Source organism: Pseudomonas sp. SWRI179, assembly GCF_014268705.1.
GTDB lineage: Bacteria > Pseudomonadota > Gammaproteobacteria > Pseudomonadales > Pseudomonadaceae > Aquipseudomonas > Aquipseudomonas zanjanensis.
In genome coordinates, this window is record NZ_JABWRA010000016.1 from 59,167 (window position 1) to 75,090 (window position 15,924).

Sequence of the window (15,924 nt, forward strand, 5' to 3'; positions counted from 1 at the left end):
GACGCTCCCTGCGGTGATCCCAGGATCGGAGCAGCGAATCAGCCATCAGGTATGAAATCCCAGAGGCGCGGTCATGAAGGATCTTACGACGAAACTCGAAGCCTTGAACAAGCAGCGCCAGGAGGCACTTCTTGAATGTTACTTGGGCGCCGTGGCGGCCCGGGACGGCGATACCCATGTGCTGGCCGCGGCCGATGACCTCGATGCCTATCACCTGTTCGACCACCATGTCGACACGGCGCCGAAAACATCCGCCGTGGGCGAGATGATCGCCAGCTTGCAGCGCTATATCCACGGTATTTATTCCGGCGACGAACCGGGTTTCGGGCAGCACTTCGATGAGCGGGAAGTGGAAACCTGGCGTCAGTGGGAAAGCCGTTATGCGATTTGGGCGGGCGCGGAGAAACTGCAAAATTATCCGGAAAACTATATCGATCCGCAATTGCGCATTGTCAAAACGCGCTTTTATGAAGAGTTGGAAGGGGGCCTTGCGCAAGGACGTCTCAATACCGAGCGTGCACAATCGTCCGTGCTCAATTATCTCGAGCAATTCGAAGATATCGCCGATATCCAGGTGCTCAGCGGGTACATTGATGGGCCTTTTGTGCTGTCCGATTCAACTGTTTATCAAGCGGACTATTATTTCCTCGGGCGCAAGCCCGTCGATAACAAATATTACTGGCGCAAGGTTGGCATCGTTCGCGGTGAGGGGCAGACACGGATTCCGCCCAGCGCCTGGAGTGAGTGGGAACCCATTGAGGCCGCGATAGGCGATGCCGTGAGTGTGCGCCTGACTTCTTTTGGCAGCCGGCTTTATGTCTTCTGGGTGAGCAGATCATCCTTGAATGATATTGGCGAGGTTGAAGGGCTCCAATGGGACCAGTTTGATATTCGCTTTTCTTATCGCAACCTGAGCGGCGGCTGGAGCCCGCCGTTTGTCGTTGACACGGTCATGCTCAAGCGCGAAAGCCCGCAGCCCGATCGGCGCCATCGGCGCGCACGTGCGGCAGAAGGAAACAATAAGCTTCTGGCAATCACCAGTGAAAGCGGGATTACCAAAGAAGCCGCGCAGATGGTGCTTGGCGTGGTGCTGTCAACCGCCGATGGTGAGTGCACCACATGCTATTACGCATGGGATGAATTGCTGAACCGCATCGACCTCGCGCAAGCCGAGCAGGCGCACATCGATGAGCTGTTCGAGCAATATTTTCCGGAGGGGGCGGGGACGTCTTATCTCCAACGACGCCTGCCGCAGCTGGGTGGCGAAAGAGACTACAAAGGGTGGGGAGTAGAATCCATTCAAGTCAAGAACCCCGAGGACGAGCCGGGATATACGAATTATCTCTACCTACGGGCAATAAACGTCGCTGGATTTCTCGGGATAACAGTCGGTAGCTTTCATAGCGCTTCTGCGAAGCGGCTATCCCATTCCCGCACGCGCGTTCATAAAAATATTTTAGTAACGCATTCTTTTTTTGACATTCATATTTATACCTACAATGAGTCTTTCGGCGATGCTCGGTATAACCAATATTACAAAATAGTCATGGACTTCTCCTCGGGTAACTTCACGGCGCCTGCACAGGTCGAGTTCATAGACGAGCAGGGTGTGCCGGGGGCAACCGTGACGTTTGAGGGAGGTAGCGCTGTAATCTCCTTGGCTATTCCGGTTCTAAATAACGATGGCACTTATAGGAGTATTTTTCGGCACATGGCAAACCTGCCAGATGCCGAATATGCCCGTCATGGAACCTGGTTGAAAATCACCAGCAACGGTTCGGATTTTGTAATCAATGGCCAGTTTTCAAACCGTGGAACTGGATCAGTAGGTCCTCTCTCTCTGCCCATCTGGGTAGGCGAGGGCAAAGAGCCCGCAGGGGATCTTCGGTCGTTTACATTCAATGGGGCTGCGCTGCACTTGAAACGGCTCCCGTTGAATAGCAATCAGCAAATCGTTGCCGTCGGGTTGGGGGAATATAAAGAGGATACTTGGAGCGAAGGCTATCAAGAGTACGAAATTACACTCAAGGCCCCGCCACCCACAGGGCCACAAATTGTCTTAGGCCCCGAGACTGGTCAGGGCCAGGCCAGTCAGTTTCTCGATTTTGGTGCTGAATTCGGAGTGGGTAACGCCGTCCAATCCATCCGCTTGAACACCACGTTCGGTCGCGAGCTGGTGGAGCGGGCGGGGCTTTCCATTGGCAATTTGCTCTCCTGGGACAGCCAGCACACCGAAGAGCCGCCGCGCCCGGGCTCCAATGAACCAGAGTTTTTAGATTTCCATGGCGCGAACGGGCGTTATTTCTGGGAAATATTCTTCCATCTCCCGCATCTGGTAGCCGTACAGTTGCGCCGCGAAATGAGCTTCGAGGATGCGCTGGGATGGTTGCACTATCTCTTCGATCCGTCCGCCAAGATCAATCCGGGACGTACAGAAACCACCCCCTATTGGCGCTCGCGGCCGTTGCTGATGGAGGGCGATCCCAGCTTCGAAGTGGCATCGCCCGCCGATCCGGATGCCATCGCCTACAGCAATCCGATTCATTACCGCAAACGGATTTTTCGCGATTATGTCGAGACCCTGATCGAATGGGGCGATTGGCTCTACAGGCAACTGACACGCGACAGTTTGACCGAAGCCAAAATGCTCTATCTGAAGGCCGCGCGCATGATGGGACCGGCGCCTGATGTGCGCGGGGCTTCGAATTGGACACCAAAGTCCCTCGGTGAACTGGAAGGTGCACGCAACCTCGAGTGTTTCGACGCGCTCATTCAATCGCTGTCGGTCGATACCCTGATCAATCTGCCGCCGACGTCCGACCATGGTCTGTTGGCGCCCCTGGTGGATCACCCGGATTTTCGCGCGGAAATCAATCGCGACCTGCTGGATGTCTGGGACGTCCTGAAGGCACGATTGCACAACCTGCGGCATTACCTGACCCTCGACGGCAAGCCCATCGACTTGCCGCTTTACGACACGCCCATCAATCCCAAGGACCTGATGCGGGCCCAGGCTGGCGGTGGTGGCTTCAACCTGCGGGACATCCTGACGCCACCGATCGTACCGCCTTATCGCTTCATGGCCATCTTGCCCCGCGCGCAGCAAGCGGTGCAGACCCTGTGCCGGTTTGGTGACCAGCTTCGGCAATATATGGAGCAGGCGGATCGCTGCGACCAGGAAACCCTGCAACAAGAACACCTCATCGAGATGAGCCATTTCAGTCGTGAGCTGCAAACCGAATTGTTGCGCCACGCCGAAGTCACGCTTGACGCTCTCAAGGCTTCCCAACTGATGGTGGGTGAGCGCAAAAACTATTTTCATGGATTGGTCGAGAAGGATTTGAATAAGGAGGAAATCGAGGCGGCCGAAAATCTAAAGCATGCAAGAAAAGGCGCCGTGGCTACGGGGTCCACCACCAGCTTCGGACACGCATTGGATTTTGCCGTCAACATTGTTGGGTTGGCGGCCGGCGGCATCAAGTGGAGTGCCCCGGCACACGCTGCTGCCGCAGCGACGAGCGCTTACAGTCAAAGTGAATCGTTCTGGTCCAACCTCCATGAGCGCTACGGCTCGCAACAGCGCCTGCGTGAAGAGTGGAGTTTCCAGTACAAGGCGGCGAATGCCGAACTCGAGGCATTGGAAAAACAAGTACAAGCCCAGCAGATCCAGATCCAGGCATCGACGGTCTCGGTCAATCAGCAAGTTCGGGCCATCGAACAGGCCAAGGAGATGTACACCTTTCTCACCCAGACCCGCACATCCCGGGCATCGCTCTATCGTTGGATGCAGAGCAAAATGGCCACGTTGTATTTCCAGACCTACGATGCGGTGACCGCCCTGTGTTTGTCGGTGCAGGCCTGTTGGCAATACGAGATTGGCGATTATGAAAGCCACTTCATCCTACCCGGCGCATGGGTCGACAGCCATCACGGCTTCACCGCTGGCGAGACGCTGACGCTGGGCCTGCTGCGCATGGAGTCAGCTTTTTTACATCGCTATGAACGGCGCTTGACGATCAGGAAGTTGGTGTCGCTACGCGACTATTTCGGGGATGCGTGGCCAGAGACATTCGAGACGCTCAAAACCAGCGGGAAACTGGATTTCACCCTCGATAGCCGCTGCTACGACAGCGATTATCCCGGCCATTATTTGCGCCAGATTCGTCGCGTGTCGATCACCCTGCCGGCGCTGTTCGGTCCCTACGAGACGGCGTGCATGACGCTCACGCAACTCTCCAGCAAGCTGCTGATCAAACCCGATCCTGGTGGCGCCCGGCATCTCTATGATCCGGCGCATGCCGACGCCGATACCACTTATGTGCGTTATAACCTGCGCGCCCAGCCGCAAATCGCCGTTTCCGACGGGCTGGACGATGACGGCATCGGCTCACGCTTCGCTTTCGACGAAGACCGTTATGCGTCCTTCGAACGAACCGGCGCGATTGCTTCGTGGCAAATCGCCTTTCCACGGCCCGACTCAGACAAGCAAACAGAAATTCTTGAGTCGTTGACCGACATCATCGTCGAAGTGGAATACACCGCCCACGATGGCGGCAACGACTTTGCCGAGATCATCACAGAGCTTTTAAAAGAGACGGTGTTTCGCCAGTAGGACGAGGCGTCCATAAACCTCGTTCAAGCTTGGCCTGTAGTCACCGAACTGACGTAACACAACCTGTCAGGGAGCGTGGACATGAGCGTGCAGAAGAAAGTCGAGCGCAACTTGCTGGGAGAAGCAGGCGATTTGCTCACGCCTACTTGGCCTTCGCAATGGACGAGGCGCGCAGACGGGGACGACGGCGGTGCCGATCTCGTCTATGTGACGAGCCCCGACATCGAACGCCGTTATGTCTATCTCTATGGCGCGGTGGAGGCCTCGATCGAATTCGATCTGCCAGTCGACCTTAACCTGACGGCAGAGGCCGGGTATCAAGTCAGGTTTCTTTATCAACCGACACAACGGTCGAGCGAAAATCCTAAAGTGCGGGCGTACTTCAACGCCAGGGCGCACTACTGGGAATACGAGTTGCACACGAGCAACGTGAGAGAGGGCGTGGAGCAGCCACGAGACTGGTTGACCTGCGACGAAACGATCGCTCTGATCGACGAGAACACCCAGCCAAAAGCTGTCCTGGCCTTTCAATCCGGACTGTTCGATCCATCCAGCCCTGATGTCGATATCACGAGCGGGCCAGAAAACGACCAGCCTATCGCCCAAGAGCCTGGTTGGCCGGGTGGTCGTGGTGAGTTGCATTTTTCCGGCAAGGCCCAGGGATCGGATGTCGCTCCCGAAGTGGCATTCGGTGTGTCGTTATTCCTGCACCTTAAACCGTTGCAACTGGCCACCGATCAACCCATGCCCGAATTGGATGGCGTCGTCGCCCGCTATTGGGTGGAAAAAGGCGGCCATACCTATATGCCGATCTGCCGGGGAGGAGGGTCGCATCACCTTGACTTGCCGGTAACCGAAGCCTGCGGCTGGGCCGGCGGCGGGATTTATAAAGGCACCAGCGCCTACGCATCCTTCACCAATCAGGACGAGGCCGGGCAGGCCAGGCTGCAAGTGACGCCGACCGAACCTGATGCGGATGACGAGGCGCAGCATATCGCCAAGGTCTGGGACATTCGCAACGATGCCGATGCGAGCGATGACAGCGTGGACGGCAAGACTGCCACGCTGCGCTTCGAAAGTGTCTATCATGCCCCGAACCATGAGACGTTGGCCTGCATTGTCGGGCCCTACAAGCTTGATATTACCAGGCACATCCTGCCGGAATTCTGGCCAAGCGTGGAGGAAGGAGAAACCATCGACCTTCATGTCAAAGTTCGTTACACCGTTTCCGATAAGATTGAGCCTGGTATCGACGTGCAATGGCGTCATGATGGCGATCTACTGACCACCATTCCCACTCGGGATGATGGTTGGTCTGCCTATCGCTACACACCAACCGGCGATACCCAATTGGTCGCGACCATCGACAGTCCTTACAAGGCCGAGTCTGATACGCATGCGCAAGCCTTCGACATCAAGACCATCCCGACCGGTAAATGGACACAGTTCGAACTGAGTGTCGACGCAGAGGATATTTCTCCTGGCGATCCTTGGCGGATACTGCCCGGTCAATCCTACGAAGTGACGCTCAAGCCACGGTCCGGCAGTGTGATGATCGGTGAGGACCTGACGCTCACCGTCGATGAGCCAAGGCTGCAAGTTGAGCCGACGGAGGCTCGAACGCTGGTCGAGGGTGGCCTCACTTGGACCGTTACGACGTCAAGCGTGGATATTGGTGACTTTACCCTGAGCCTCGGCTGCATTCGCTTCAAACAGTCGCCGACATGGACGGGAACCACCAACCGTTTGCCTGCCTTGACAATCGCCGAGGCGGACGGCAATCAGCTCGATCCGCTTGCGGCGGTAGCCACTCTGACGGCGGTAGTGCCGCAATACGATGACATGCGGGGCACTGACAAGATCAGCGTTACCTGGACCGGTGAGACGGGCAGCCCGCAGGAGGGATCACACAGCACGACACCGGTTGAGGTGGGAGCCGTCGGGGCGAAGTCGATCGAGCTGCCGGTGGGGTTGATCGCCTATGCTCTGGGCAAGCCGGTGACGGTTACCTATACGGTGACGCGTGGTAGCACGTCGCTGCCGGCGCCGGATACGCTTACGTTGAATGTGATCCCTCTGCCTGAAAGCGCGCTGGAGCCGAGCAGGCCGTATTTTCGCTATGTTGCGCAGGAGGATGGTGTCGAACTGGATGTGGGCAACCTGCCGGACAATATCATGATGCAGGTAGACATCTGGCCGCATATCGCTGTCGGTCAGCATCTATGGATGCGTTTGAAAGGCCATAAGGCCGATGGGACTGAGCACAACAACAATATCTGGACACCGCCGGGCCCATCCGTCAGCGGGATCTGGCTGACGCAGGGTTATTATAGGCTGGGTACAGCAATCTCCAACTACTTGAGGGAACTGGGCGACGGCAGCGTGCTGACGGTGGAGTTCAAGGTCGCTTTCGGTCAAAGCACCGATGAAGCTCACGCCACTCTCTTCCCGCTGCGCACCTACACCATTCGCGCAGCATTTGACGCGGGTGCCCCCAGCGTCGAACAGGCCACGGACACTGCGCCCAACCAGCGACTGGAACCCTTGGACGCACAGGATAGTTTGACAGTGGTGATTCCGGACTACGGTACCCAATCCGGCGATCAGGTCAGTGTGACGTGGACCGGGACGGCTGGGGGGGGAACCGTAACGGTTGGTCCGCAACCGCTGCCCACCACCCGGAAGATTGAAGTTCCGGTGTCGGTGATCGCCTATAACCTCGGTCAAACGGTAACGGTCACCTATACCGTTACTCGCGACACTGGAGTGAAACCGCCGTCCGCTCCCTTGACGCTGGTTGTGGGCTCGTTGGCTGAGAGCGCGCTGGCGCCGAGCAGGCCGTATATTCGCCATGTTGCGCAGGAGGATGGTGCCGAACTGGATGTGGGCAACCTGCCGGATAGTGTCTCGATACAGATAGACATCTGGCCACATATCGCTGTCGGTCAGCATCTATGGATGCGTTTGAAAGGCCATAAGGCCGATGGGACTGAGCACAACAACAATATCTGGACACCGCCGGGCCCATCCGTCAGCGGGATCTGGCTGACGCAGGGTTATTATAGGCTGGGTACAGCAATCTCCAACTACTTGAGGGAACTGGGCGACGGCAGCGTGCTGACGGTGGAGTTCAAGGTCGCTTTCGGTCAAAGCACCGATGAAGCTCACGCCACTCTCTTCCCGCTGCGCACCTACACCATTCGCGCAGCATTTGACGCGGGTGCCCCCAGCGTCGAACAGGCCACGGACACTGCGCCCAACCAGCGACTGGAACCCTTGGACGCACAGGATAGTTTGACAGTGGTGATTCCGGACTACGGTACCCAATCCGGCGATCAGGTCAGTGTGACGTGGACCGGGACGGCTGGGGGGGGAACCGTAACGGTTGGTCCGCAACCGCTGCCCACCACCCGGAAGATTGAAGTTCCGGTGTCGGTGATCGCCTATAACCTCGGTCAAACGGTAACGGTCACCTATACCGTTACTCGCGACACTGGAGTGAAACCGCCGTCCGCTCCCTTGACGCTGGTTGTGGGCTCGTTGGCTGAGAGCGCGCTGGCGCCGAGCAGGCCGTATATTCGCCATGTTGCGCAGGAGGATGGTGCCGAACTGGATGTGGGCAACCTGCCGGATAGTGTCTCGATACAGATAGACATCTGGCCACATATCGCTGTCGGTCAGCATCTATGGATGCGTTTGAAAGGCTATATGGCCGATGGGACTGAGCACAACCAGAATATCTGGACACCGCCGGGCCCAAAGGTCAGCGAGATCTGGCTGACGCAGGGTTATTATAGGCTGAGTACAGCAATCTCCAACTACTTGAGGGAACTGGGCGACGGCAGCGCGCTGACGTTGGAGTTCAAGGTTGCTTTCGGTCAGAGCATCGAAGAGACCCAATCCATAGCCTTCCCTTTACGCACCTACACCATTCGCGCAGCCTTTAACGCGTCCGCGCCTAGCGTCAAGCAGGCCAGAGGCAATGTGCCCACCCAGCAACTGAATCCGATGGAGGCTAAGGACAATCTGACGGTGGTGATTCCGGACTACGGTATCCAACCTGGCGATCAGGTCAGCGTGACGTGGACGGGGGCGGCCGGGACCGCCGAGGGCGGATCCCATACTACTGATGTGCAAGCGCTGCCCAGCAACCGGGAGATCGAAATGCCGGTGTCGGTGATTGCCTTCAATTTGGGCACGTCGGTGACGGTTTCCTACACTGTCACTCGCAATAGCGGTACCAAGCCGCCGTCCGCTGCCTTGGCGCTGGCCGTGGACGTTTTGTCGCAGAGTGATTTGGAACCGGGTCGGCCGCGTATTCTTCAGGCTGCGGATAGCGGCAGCGGTGACGAACTCGACATGGACAGCGTGTCGGGTGATATCACTGTACGAACAGGCATATGGCCGCATATTGCCGTAGGCCAGTACCTATGGTTGCGTTTGAAAGGCAGCAAGGCTGATGGAGCGGAGCACAACCTCGACATATGGGCAGCGCCGAGCGCCAAGGTCAACGAACGCTGGCTTGAGGACGAGTTTTACAACAAATTGGTTTCAGATTCCTACGATTATCTGCAGGAGCTGGGGGGTGGCAGCACGCTGACGCTGGAGTTCAAGGTTGCTTTCGGTCAAAGCACCCAAGAGAGCCAGGCCACAGTCTTCCCTTCACGCACTTATACGGTCAAACGAATGACTCCGCGCCTTGACAATGTCAAGGATATGTATGGACAGGAGATTCCGAATGGCGGAGCCACCCGTTACGGAGCAATGACATTGTCGGGGCAGGCAAGTAAGGGCTGTCTGGTCGAGTTATACGACAGCGGTAAAACCCCTCCGGTTTTCCAGGGGGTGGCGAGAGCCGATCCAATAACCGGCGTATGGTCTAGACCCACAGTCATAAGGGATGAAGGTTTCTGTAGATTTTACGCTGCCTCCCTCTACCACAGCAGTGGCCCGGTAAATTCAAACGAACGTACCCTGACGTTCAGGCGGTGAAGAACCCGACCGACGGCTTACCGCTGGTCACGAGCGAGCCGTATACCTCAGGGACAGACCACGATTGTGGAGACTAATCGTCAAGACCTGACTCGAGACGCACATGTCCGGAATTCCCCAAACCCATTCAATCAACCAGACACACAGGGTGTCTGGCTTTTAGGGCTGCTTTGCAGCCCAGCGGGGCGGTGCGACGTTTCGCTAAATCCCCTCGCCACAACAGTGTTCACGCCAGTGGGTAGGTTTAGTTCGCCTCTTTCACCGCACTCAAGAACGCACACGTCCGTTCCTGCTGCGGGTTTTCGAAGATCTGCGCCGGTGTGCCCTGCTCATGAATCTGGCCCTTGTAGAAAAAACAGACCCGATCAGCGAACTCCCGCGCAAACCCCATCTGGTGGGTCACCATCAGCATCGTCAGGTTGTGTTCGGCCCCCAGCTTGCGGATCACGTTAAGCACCTCGCCACACAGCTCCGGGTCGAGCGCCGAAGTCACCTCGTCAAACAACATCACCTTGGGCCGCATCGCCAGCGCCCGGGCAATTGCCACCCGCTGTTGCTGGCCGCCGGACAACTGCGACGGGTAATGGTCGAGCTTATTGCCCAGCCCCACCAGTTCCAGCAGGTCGGCGGCGCGCTCCCGGGCTTGCTTCGGGTTCATGCCCAGCACCTGGACCGGCGCCTCGATCACGTTCTGCAGCGCGGTCATGTGGGGGAACAGGTTGAAGCTCTGGAACACCATGCCGATCTTGCCACGCACCCGGCGGATGTGCCGGTCGTTGGCCGGCACCAGTACGCCGTTGCGGTTGGGCATGTGGGTCAGCGAGTCGTCCTCGACGCGGATCTGGCCCTGGTCGATGCCTTCCAGGGTCATCAACACCCGCAGCAGCGTGGACTTGCCCGAGCCGCTGGGGCCGATGATCGCGACTTTTTCACCGGGCGCGACATCCAGGTTCAGATGGTCGAGTACGGTGAAGCTGCCGTAGCTTTTGGTCACGTCCTGGAAACTCACAATCGGCCGGGACGGTGTCGGAATTTGCATGGCCGGGGCCTCCTGCTGTGACGCCAGCGTGCTGCGCCGGGACAAATCGGTGGGCGTGGACAGGGGTAAAGTCATTAGCGTAGCTCCATGCGCGTTTCAAGGCGCCGTACCAGATAAGCCAAGGCGAGGCTCAGGGCGAGGAAGAACAGGCCGACCAGGGTGATGGGTTCCAGGTAACGGAAATGCTCGGAACCGATGTTCTTGGCCTGCTGCATGATTTCCACCACGGTGATCGCCGACAGCACCGGCGTGTCCTTGAGCATCGCCACCAGGTAGTTGCCCAGGGGCGGCACGATCGGTCGCAGCGCCTGGGGCAGGATGATGTTGCGGTAGGCGTCGTACGGCGCGATGTTCAACGCCGTCACCGCTTCCCACTGCGCCCGTGGCACCGCGTCGAGGCCACTGCGATAGACCTCGGCGATGTAGCAGGCATAGTGCAGGCCGATGCCGAGGATGCCGACTTGCATGGCCGTCAGGCTCAAGCCGTAGTTGGGCAGCACGTAGTAGAGGAAATACACCTGGATCAGCAGCGGCGTGCTGCGGATGAACTCGATCACCGCCGTGGCCGGCCATGACAGCCAGAATCTGCGACTGCGCCGGCCAATCGCCAGGAACAGCCCCAGCACGATTGCGATGAGGAAACCGATCAGGGTAATGCCCACGGTATTGAGGGAGGCGCGCAGCAGGTCCGGCAGGATCAGTGCGGCGTAGGACCAGTCGAACAGCGTCATGACAGACCTCCACGCATCCGGCCCCGGCTCAGCCGTCGCTCGACGTTGCGCATGCCGAAGTTGATGGCTTGGGCGAGAATGAAATACAGCACCAGCGCCAGGCTGAAGACCTCCAGGGTCTGGAACGTCGCCTGATCCAACTGGCGCGCCCGGAAGCTCAGGTCGGACAAGGTGATCAGCGATACCAGCGAGGTGTTCTTCAGCAACTCGATCAACAGGTTGGTGCCCGGTGGAATCGCCGCCAACAATGCCTGGGGCAGGATGATCCGCTTGAAGCGCGTGAAGGCGCTGAAGTTCAGCGCCGTGCAGGCTTCGTATTGGCCCTTGGCAACCGAGCTGATGGCGCCGCGCATCACTTCGGCCCCGTAGGCGCCGATGTGCAGGCCCAGGCCGACGATGGCCACGGCGTAGGGGCTCAGCTCCACATTGAAGGGCGGCAGCGGCAGCACGAAGAACAGCCAGAACAATTGCACCAGCAGCGACGTGCCTCGGAACACTTCGATGTAGGTAATCGAAAACCAGCGCAACGCGCGCCACGGCGACAGCCGCCCGAGGGCCGCGAGTACCGCCGCGACAATCGCCAGCAGCGAGCCGAAGAACGTTACCTGGAGCGTAACCCAGGCCCCTTGAATCAATAACGGAAGTAATTCGCCCATGGTTCAACCCGATATCCGATGAAGCAGGGAACAGGCATCACGCTCTGCGCGTCATGCCCGTTTCGGCGTGCCATTAGGGCTGAGCGCAAAGCTCGGCCGCGGTCTTGCTGGTGACGTTGGATTTGTCGAAACCGAATGGCGCGACGGCCTTGAGGTGTTCCTCCGAACCCAGCCACTTCTTCAGCTCGGCATTGACCGCGTCGCGCAGGTCTTTGTCCTCGGGGCGGAAGGCCAAGGCGCCGTAGCCGATGTGGGACGGGTCGTCCTTGAATTCGGTCATCGCCTCTACTTTATCGCCACCCTTGCTGGCCAGGCCCTTCATGGTCAGTTGGGTGCCGACGGCCGCGTCGGCGCGACCGGCGCGCACGGCTTGCAATTGCGCGGTGGTGTCGGGGACCTGGAGGATCTGATCGTCCTTGACCCCGGAGTCGCGGGCATAGGCCAGGTTCACCGTGCCGGCCATGATGGCCAGCTTCACGTCCGGTTGCTTGGCGATGTCTTCATAGCTGTGGAGTTTTTTCGGGTTGCCCTTGGCCACGAGCAAGGCGTCGGGCAATTGATACTGCGGATCGGTGAACAACACTTGCTTGCAGCGCGCCGGGGTGATGTACATGCCGGCGGCAATCACATCGAAGCGACCTGCGCGCAGGCCAGGGATTAGCGAGCCCCATTCGGTGAGCACGCCATTGACCTGCTTGATGCCCATCCTGGCGAAAATGATCTTGGCGATCTCCGGCGACTCACCGGTGACGGTGCCGTCGGTTTCGGTGAAGGCGAATGGGGTTTCGTTGGCGTAGCCGATCCGGATGCTGCTGTTGCTTTTGACGGTATCCAAGGTGGCCGCTTGAACGCTGCCGGCCAGGCCCAGTGCGGCACAAGTCAACAAGAGTCGGCGCAAGGGTGTGCAAGTGCGGGGAAGAAAATTGCTCATCGATAAAATCTCCTGTTTCTTGTGGATCCGTCAGCGGACGGTTCTGTGTTAGGAGGCAGTGTGACAAGAGCAAAGCGTACAGCGGCGGATCCGGGCGGGGCCTGGAAGCGGTAACGGCGCCGGTACAGGTCGATCCGGCTTTTTATCGGGGCAATGAACCCGCCTGGAGGACGACCTTGGACCGAGCATACAAAAGCCCCGACGCGGATTGTATTGCACTAGGACAATTGCTTTGCCGCCATGGCCGCGCAATGCTGTGCGCACCCGTTCTCACGCCGGTTGCAGCCGTTATGGATAAGTGGAAATCAGCCCTGGACCTCGCCCGCAGCGGTGAATCCAAATACAAGATCCTGGTGCAGGCCATTGCCGACGATATCGAACAGGGCGCCTTGGCCAACGACCAGCGCCTGCCGCCGCAGCGGCAGGTGGCCGACGCCATGGGCATCAGCGTGCAGACCGTCACCAATGCTTACAAGGAGCTGGAACGCCAAGGGCTGGTCCGTTGCGAAGTAGGGCGCGGCAGTTTTGTTTCGCGGCGCATGAGCGACCGGGTCGCCACCTACATACTCGACAGCCCCGAGCGGGCGCTGGTGGATTTTTCCATCACTCGCATCCTCCACACTCGCGAGCACGACCAGGCCTGGCGGGATACCTGCGCGGCGCTGAGCACTGAAGAGGACCAGCCGTGGATTCACGCGTTTCGGCCCATCGCCGGTTTCGAGTCCCATCGCGAAGCGGCGGCGCAGTGGATTGGCCGGCAAGGGCTGAAAGTCGACCGTAACGATGTGCTGATCACCAACGGCGCGGCCCATGGGATCTTCCTGGCGCTCGCTTCCCTGGCGGGCCCCGACGATGTGGTGCTTTGCGAAGGCTTGACCGACCACGGCGTGATCGGCAATTCCCAGGTGTTGGGCTTCACCCTCAAGGGCCTGGAGATGGATCGCCATGGCATCGATCCCGAACATTTCGAAGACATGTGCAGCAACGAGCGCATCACGGCGCTGGTGTGCACACCGAACCTGAACAACCCCACCACCAGCCTGATGCCCGACGCCCGGCGCCGGGAAATCGCCGAGATCGCCCGGCGCTTCGGTGTGCACATTATCGAGGATGATGTATACGGTCCGCTGCTGGACGAACGCCGCGCGCCGCCCATCAGTCATTATCTGCCGGAGTTGTCGTTCTACTGCACGAGCATGACCAAGTCGGTGCTCACGGGGTTGCGCATCGGTTACCTGGTGGTGCCCAAGCGCCTGGCGTTGCGTACCGAGAGCATCCTGCGGGTCAACAGCTGGATGGCCACGCCGATGGTCTCGGAGATCGCCACCCGCTGGATTCGCGATGGCCGCGCCGAGTCGCTGGTGCAGTTGCAGCGCCAACTGTTGGCCGGGCGCCAGACGATGGTCACCGAATACATGGGCGAGCATGTGTTGGCCCAGCATCCTCATGCCTTGAACGCCTGGATCGGCATCCCGCCCCACTGGGAAGTGGACAGCCTGGTGCGGGCGCTGCGCCACAAGCACATCGCCGTCACTTCCCCCGACCCGTTCACCGTACGCGGCACTCCCCGGCCGCGCGCGGTGCGAGTGTGTGTCGGCGCCGAATGCAGCGATGAAGAAATGCGCCATGCGCTGATCGGCATGCGCGAGATCTTCAACCAGTATCCGCAGATTCATGATTTTTGATAGGCAAGCAGTGGGCTTTCTCCGAAGTTGCATGTGCTTTTGTGGCGAGGGAGCTTGCTCCCGCTCGGCTGCGAAGCAGTCGTAAAAACAGTTAACTGTCTTCAGATACATCTGGTTGAATGGATTTGGGTCTGCTGCGCAGCCCAGCGGGAGCAAGCTCCCTCGCCACAGGGATAGGTGGGTCATGCTGAATTTGTCGATCTTTCAGCCGACACTGAATGCAAAGTAAATTGCCCTAGTACATTCATCACCACAATCCAGCCCTCTTAGACTGCGCCCAACACATCTGCTCGGGACGCAGTCATGACAGGGTTGCAGCTTCAGGACATTTACCTCGCCCGCCAGCGCATTGAGTCGCAGGTCAGGCGCACGCCCATGGAGCATTCCCCGAGCCTGTCGCGACGGATCGGCGTGCCCGTATACCTCAAGCTGGAAGCCCTGCAAATCACCGGCAGCTTCAAGCTGCGCGGGGCGAGCAATGCCGTCGCGCAACTCAGTTCCGAGCAGAAGGCCCAGGGCGTGGTCACCGCGTCGACCGGTAATCATGGCCGGGCGCTCGCCCACGCGGCCTCGCAGCAGGGCGTCCGGGCGATTGTCTGCCTGTCGAACCTGGTACCGGCCAACAAGGTGCAGGCGATTCGCGATTTGGGCGCCGAGGTGTGCATCGTCGGCCAGTCCCAGGACGACGCCCAGCGCGAAGCCGAGCGCATCGCCCGGGAGCAGGGGGCGACGTTTTTACCGCCCTTCGATCACCCAGCGATCATCGCCGGCCAGGGCACCCTCGGCCTGGAGATCCTCGAGCAGCAGCCGGACGTGGCCCAGGTCCTGGTGCCGTTGTCCGGTGGCGGCCTGTTCGCCGGGGTCGCCCTGGCCCTCAAAGGTGCCAACCCCGCGATCCAGGTCCACGGCATCAGCATGGCCCGTGGTGCGGCGATGCACGCCAGCCTCGCCGCCGGACAACCGGTGGACATCGAAGAGTTGCCGACTCTGGCCGACTCCCTCGGGGGCGGCATCGGCCTGGACAACCGCTACACCTTCGCCATGACCCGGCAATTGCGCGATGACCTGCACCTGCTCTCGGAAGCCTCCATCGCCAATGCCATCCGCCACGCCTATCACCACGAACGCCTGGTGCTCGAAGGCGCCGCCGTGGTGGGCATCGCGGCGCTGCTCGACGGCCTGGTCGAGCCGCGCGGCCCCATCGTCCTGGTGGTCAGCGGGCGCAACGTCGACATCGAACAACATGCCCGCGTGATCGCTGGCGCCAATGCCTGATAA

8 protein-coding genes are annotated in these 15,924 nt (G+C 59.3%); 4 read left to right on the plus strand and 4 right to left on the minus strand.

Going from position 1 to position 15,924, the window contains the following annotated elements; all coding sequences use genetic code 11:
• Positions 1-73 precede the first annotated feature (73 nt).
• Positions 74-4,612 carry a neuraminidase-like domain-containing protein gene (locus HU767_RS11465; RefSeq protein WP_186729565.1) on the plus strand — a complete coding sequence of 1,513 codons (4,539 nt, stop codon included), beginning with the start codon at positions 74-76 and terminating at the stop codon, positions 4,610-4,612.
• Between the two features lie 81 nt (positions 4,613-4,693).
• Positions 4,694-9,604 carry a hypothetical protein gene (locus HU767_RS11470; protein WP_186729566.1) on the plus strand — a complete coding sequence of 1,637 codons (4,911 nt, stop codon included), beginning with the start codon at positions 4,694-4,696 and terminating at the stop codon, positions 9,602-9,604.
• Positions 9,605-9,848: 244 nt separating this feature from the next.
• Here HU767_RS11470 and ehuA read toward each other — a convergent pair whose 3' ends face one another.
• From ehuA to ehuB, 4 genes are all read right to left on the minus strand, one after another.
• Positions 9,849-10,643: an ectoine/hydroxyectoine ABC transporter ATP-binding protein EhuA gene (gene ehuA / locus HU767_RS11475; RefSeq protein ID WP_189674317.1), complete on the minus strand. Its 795-nt coding sequence runs from the start codon at positions 10,641-10,643 to the stop codon at positions 9,849-9,851.
• Between the two features lie 74 nt (positions 10,644-10,717).
• Positions 10,718-11,374 (minus strand): ectoine/hydroxyectoine ABC transporter permease subunit EhuD, encoded by a 657-nt coding sequence (gene ehuD, locus HU767_RS11480; protein ID WP_186729567.1) that lies wholly within the window; start codon positions 11,372-11,374, stop codon positions 10,718-10,720.
• Positions 11,371-12,030: an ectoine/hydroxyectoine ABC transporter permease subunit EhuC gene (gene ehuC / locus HU767_RS11485; protein WP_186705105.1), complete on the minus strand. Its 660-nt coding sequence runs from the start codon at positions 12,028-12,030 to the stop codon at positions 11,371-11,373. Before ehuC ends, ehuD begins: the two co-directional genes overlap by 4 nt.
• Positions 12,031-12,103: 73 nt before the next feature.
• On the minus strand, positions 12,104-12,961 hold the full coding sequence (gene ehuB / locus HU767_RS11490; RefSeq protein WP_186729568.1) for an ectoine/hydroxyectoine ABC transporter substrate-binding protein EhuB: 858 nt from the start codon (positions 12,959-12,961) through the stop codon (positions 12,104-12,106).
• A gap of 290 nt (positions 12,962-13,251) precedes the next feature.
• On the opposite strand from ehuB, the gene HU767_RS11495 reads away from it, so the two are divergent.
• Both HU767_RS11495 and eutB read left to right on the plus strand, forming a co-directional pair.
• Complete coding sequence (locus tag HU767_RS11495; RefSeq protein WP_186729569.1) at positions 13,252-14,646, plus strand: PLP-dependent aminotransferase family protein; 1,395 nt, start codon at positions 13,252-13,254, stop codon at positions 14,644-14,646.
• A gap of 303 nt (positions 14,647-14,949) precedes the next feature.
• The gene (eutB, locus tag HU767_RS11500; RefSeq protein WP_186729570.1) at positions 14,950-15,921 is read left to right on the plus strand and encodes a hydroxyectoine utilization dehydratase EutB; all 972 of its coding nucleotides are present in this window, start codon (positions 14,950-14,952) and stop codon (positions 15,919-15,921) included.
• Positions 15,922-15,924: the final 3 nt, after the last annotated feature.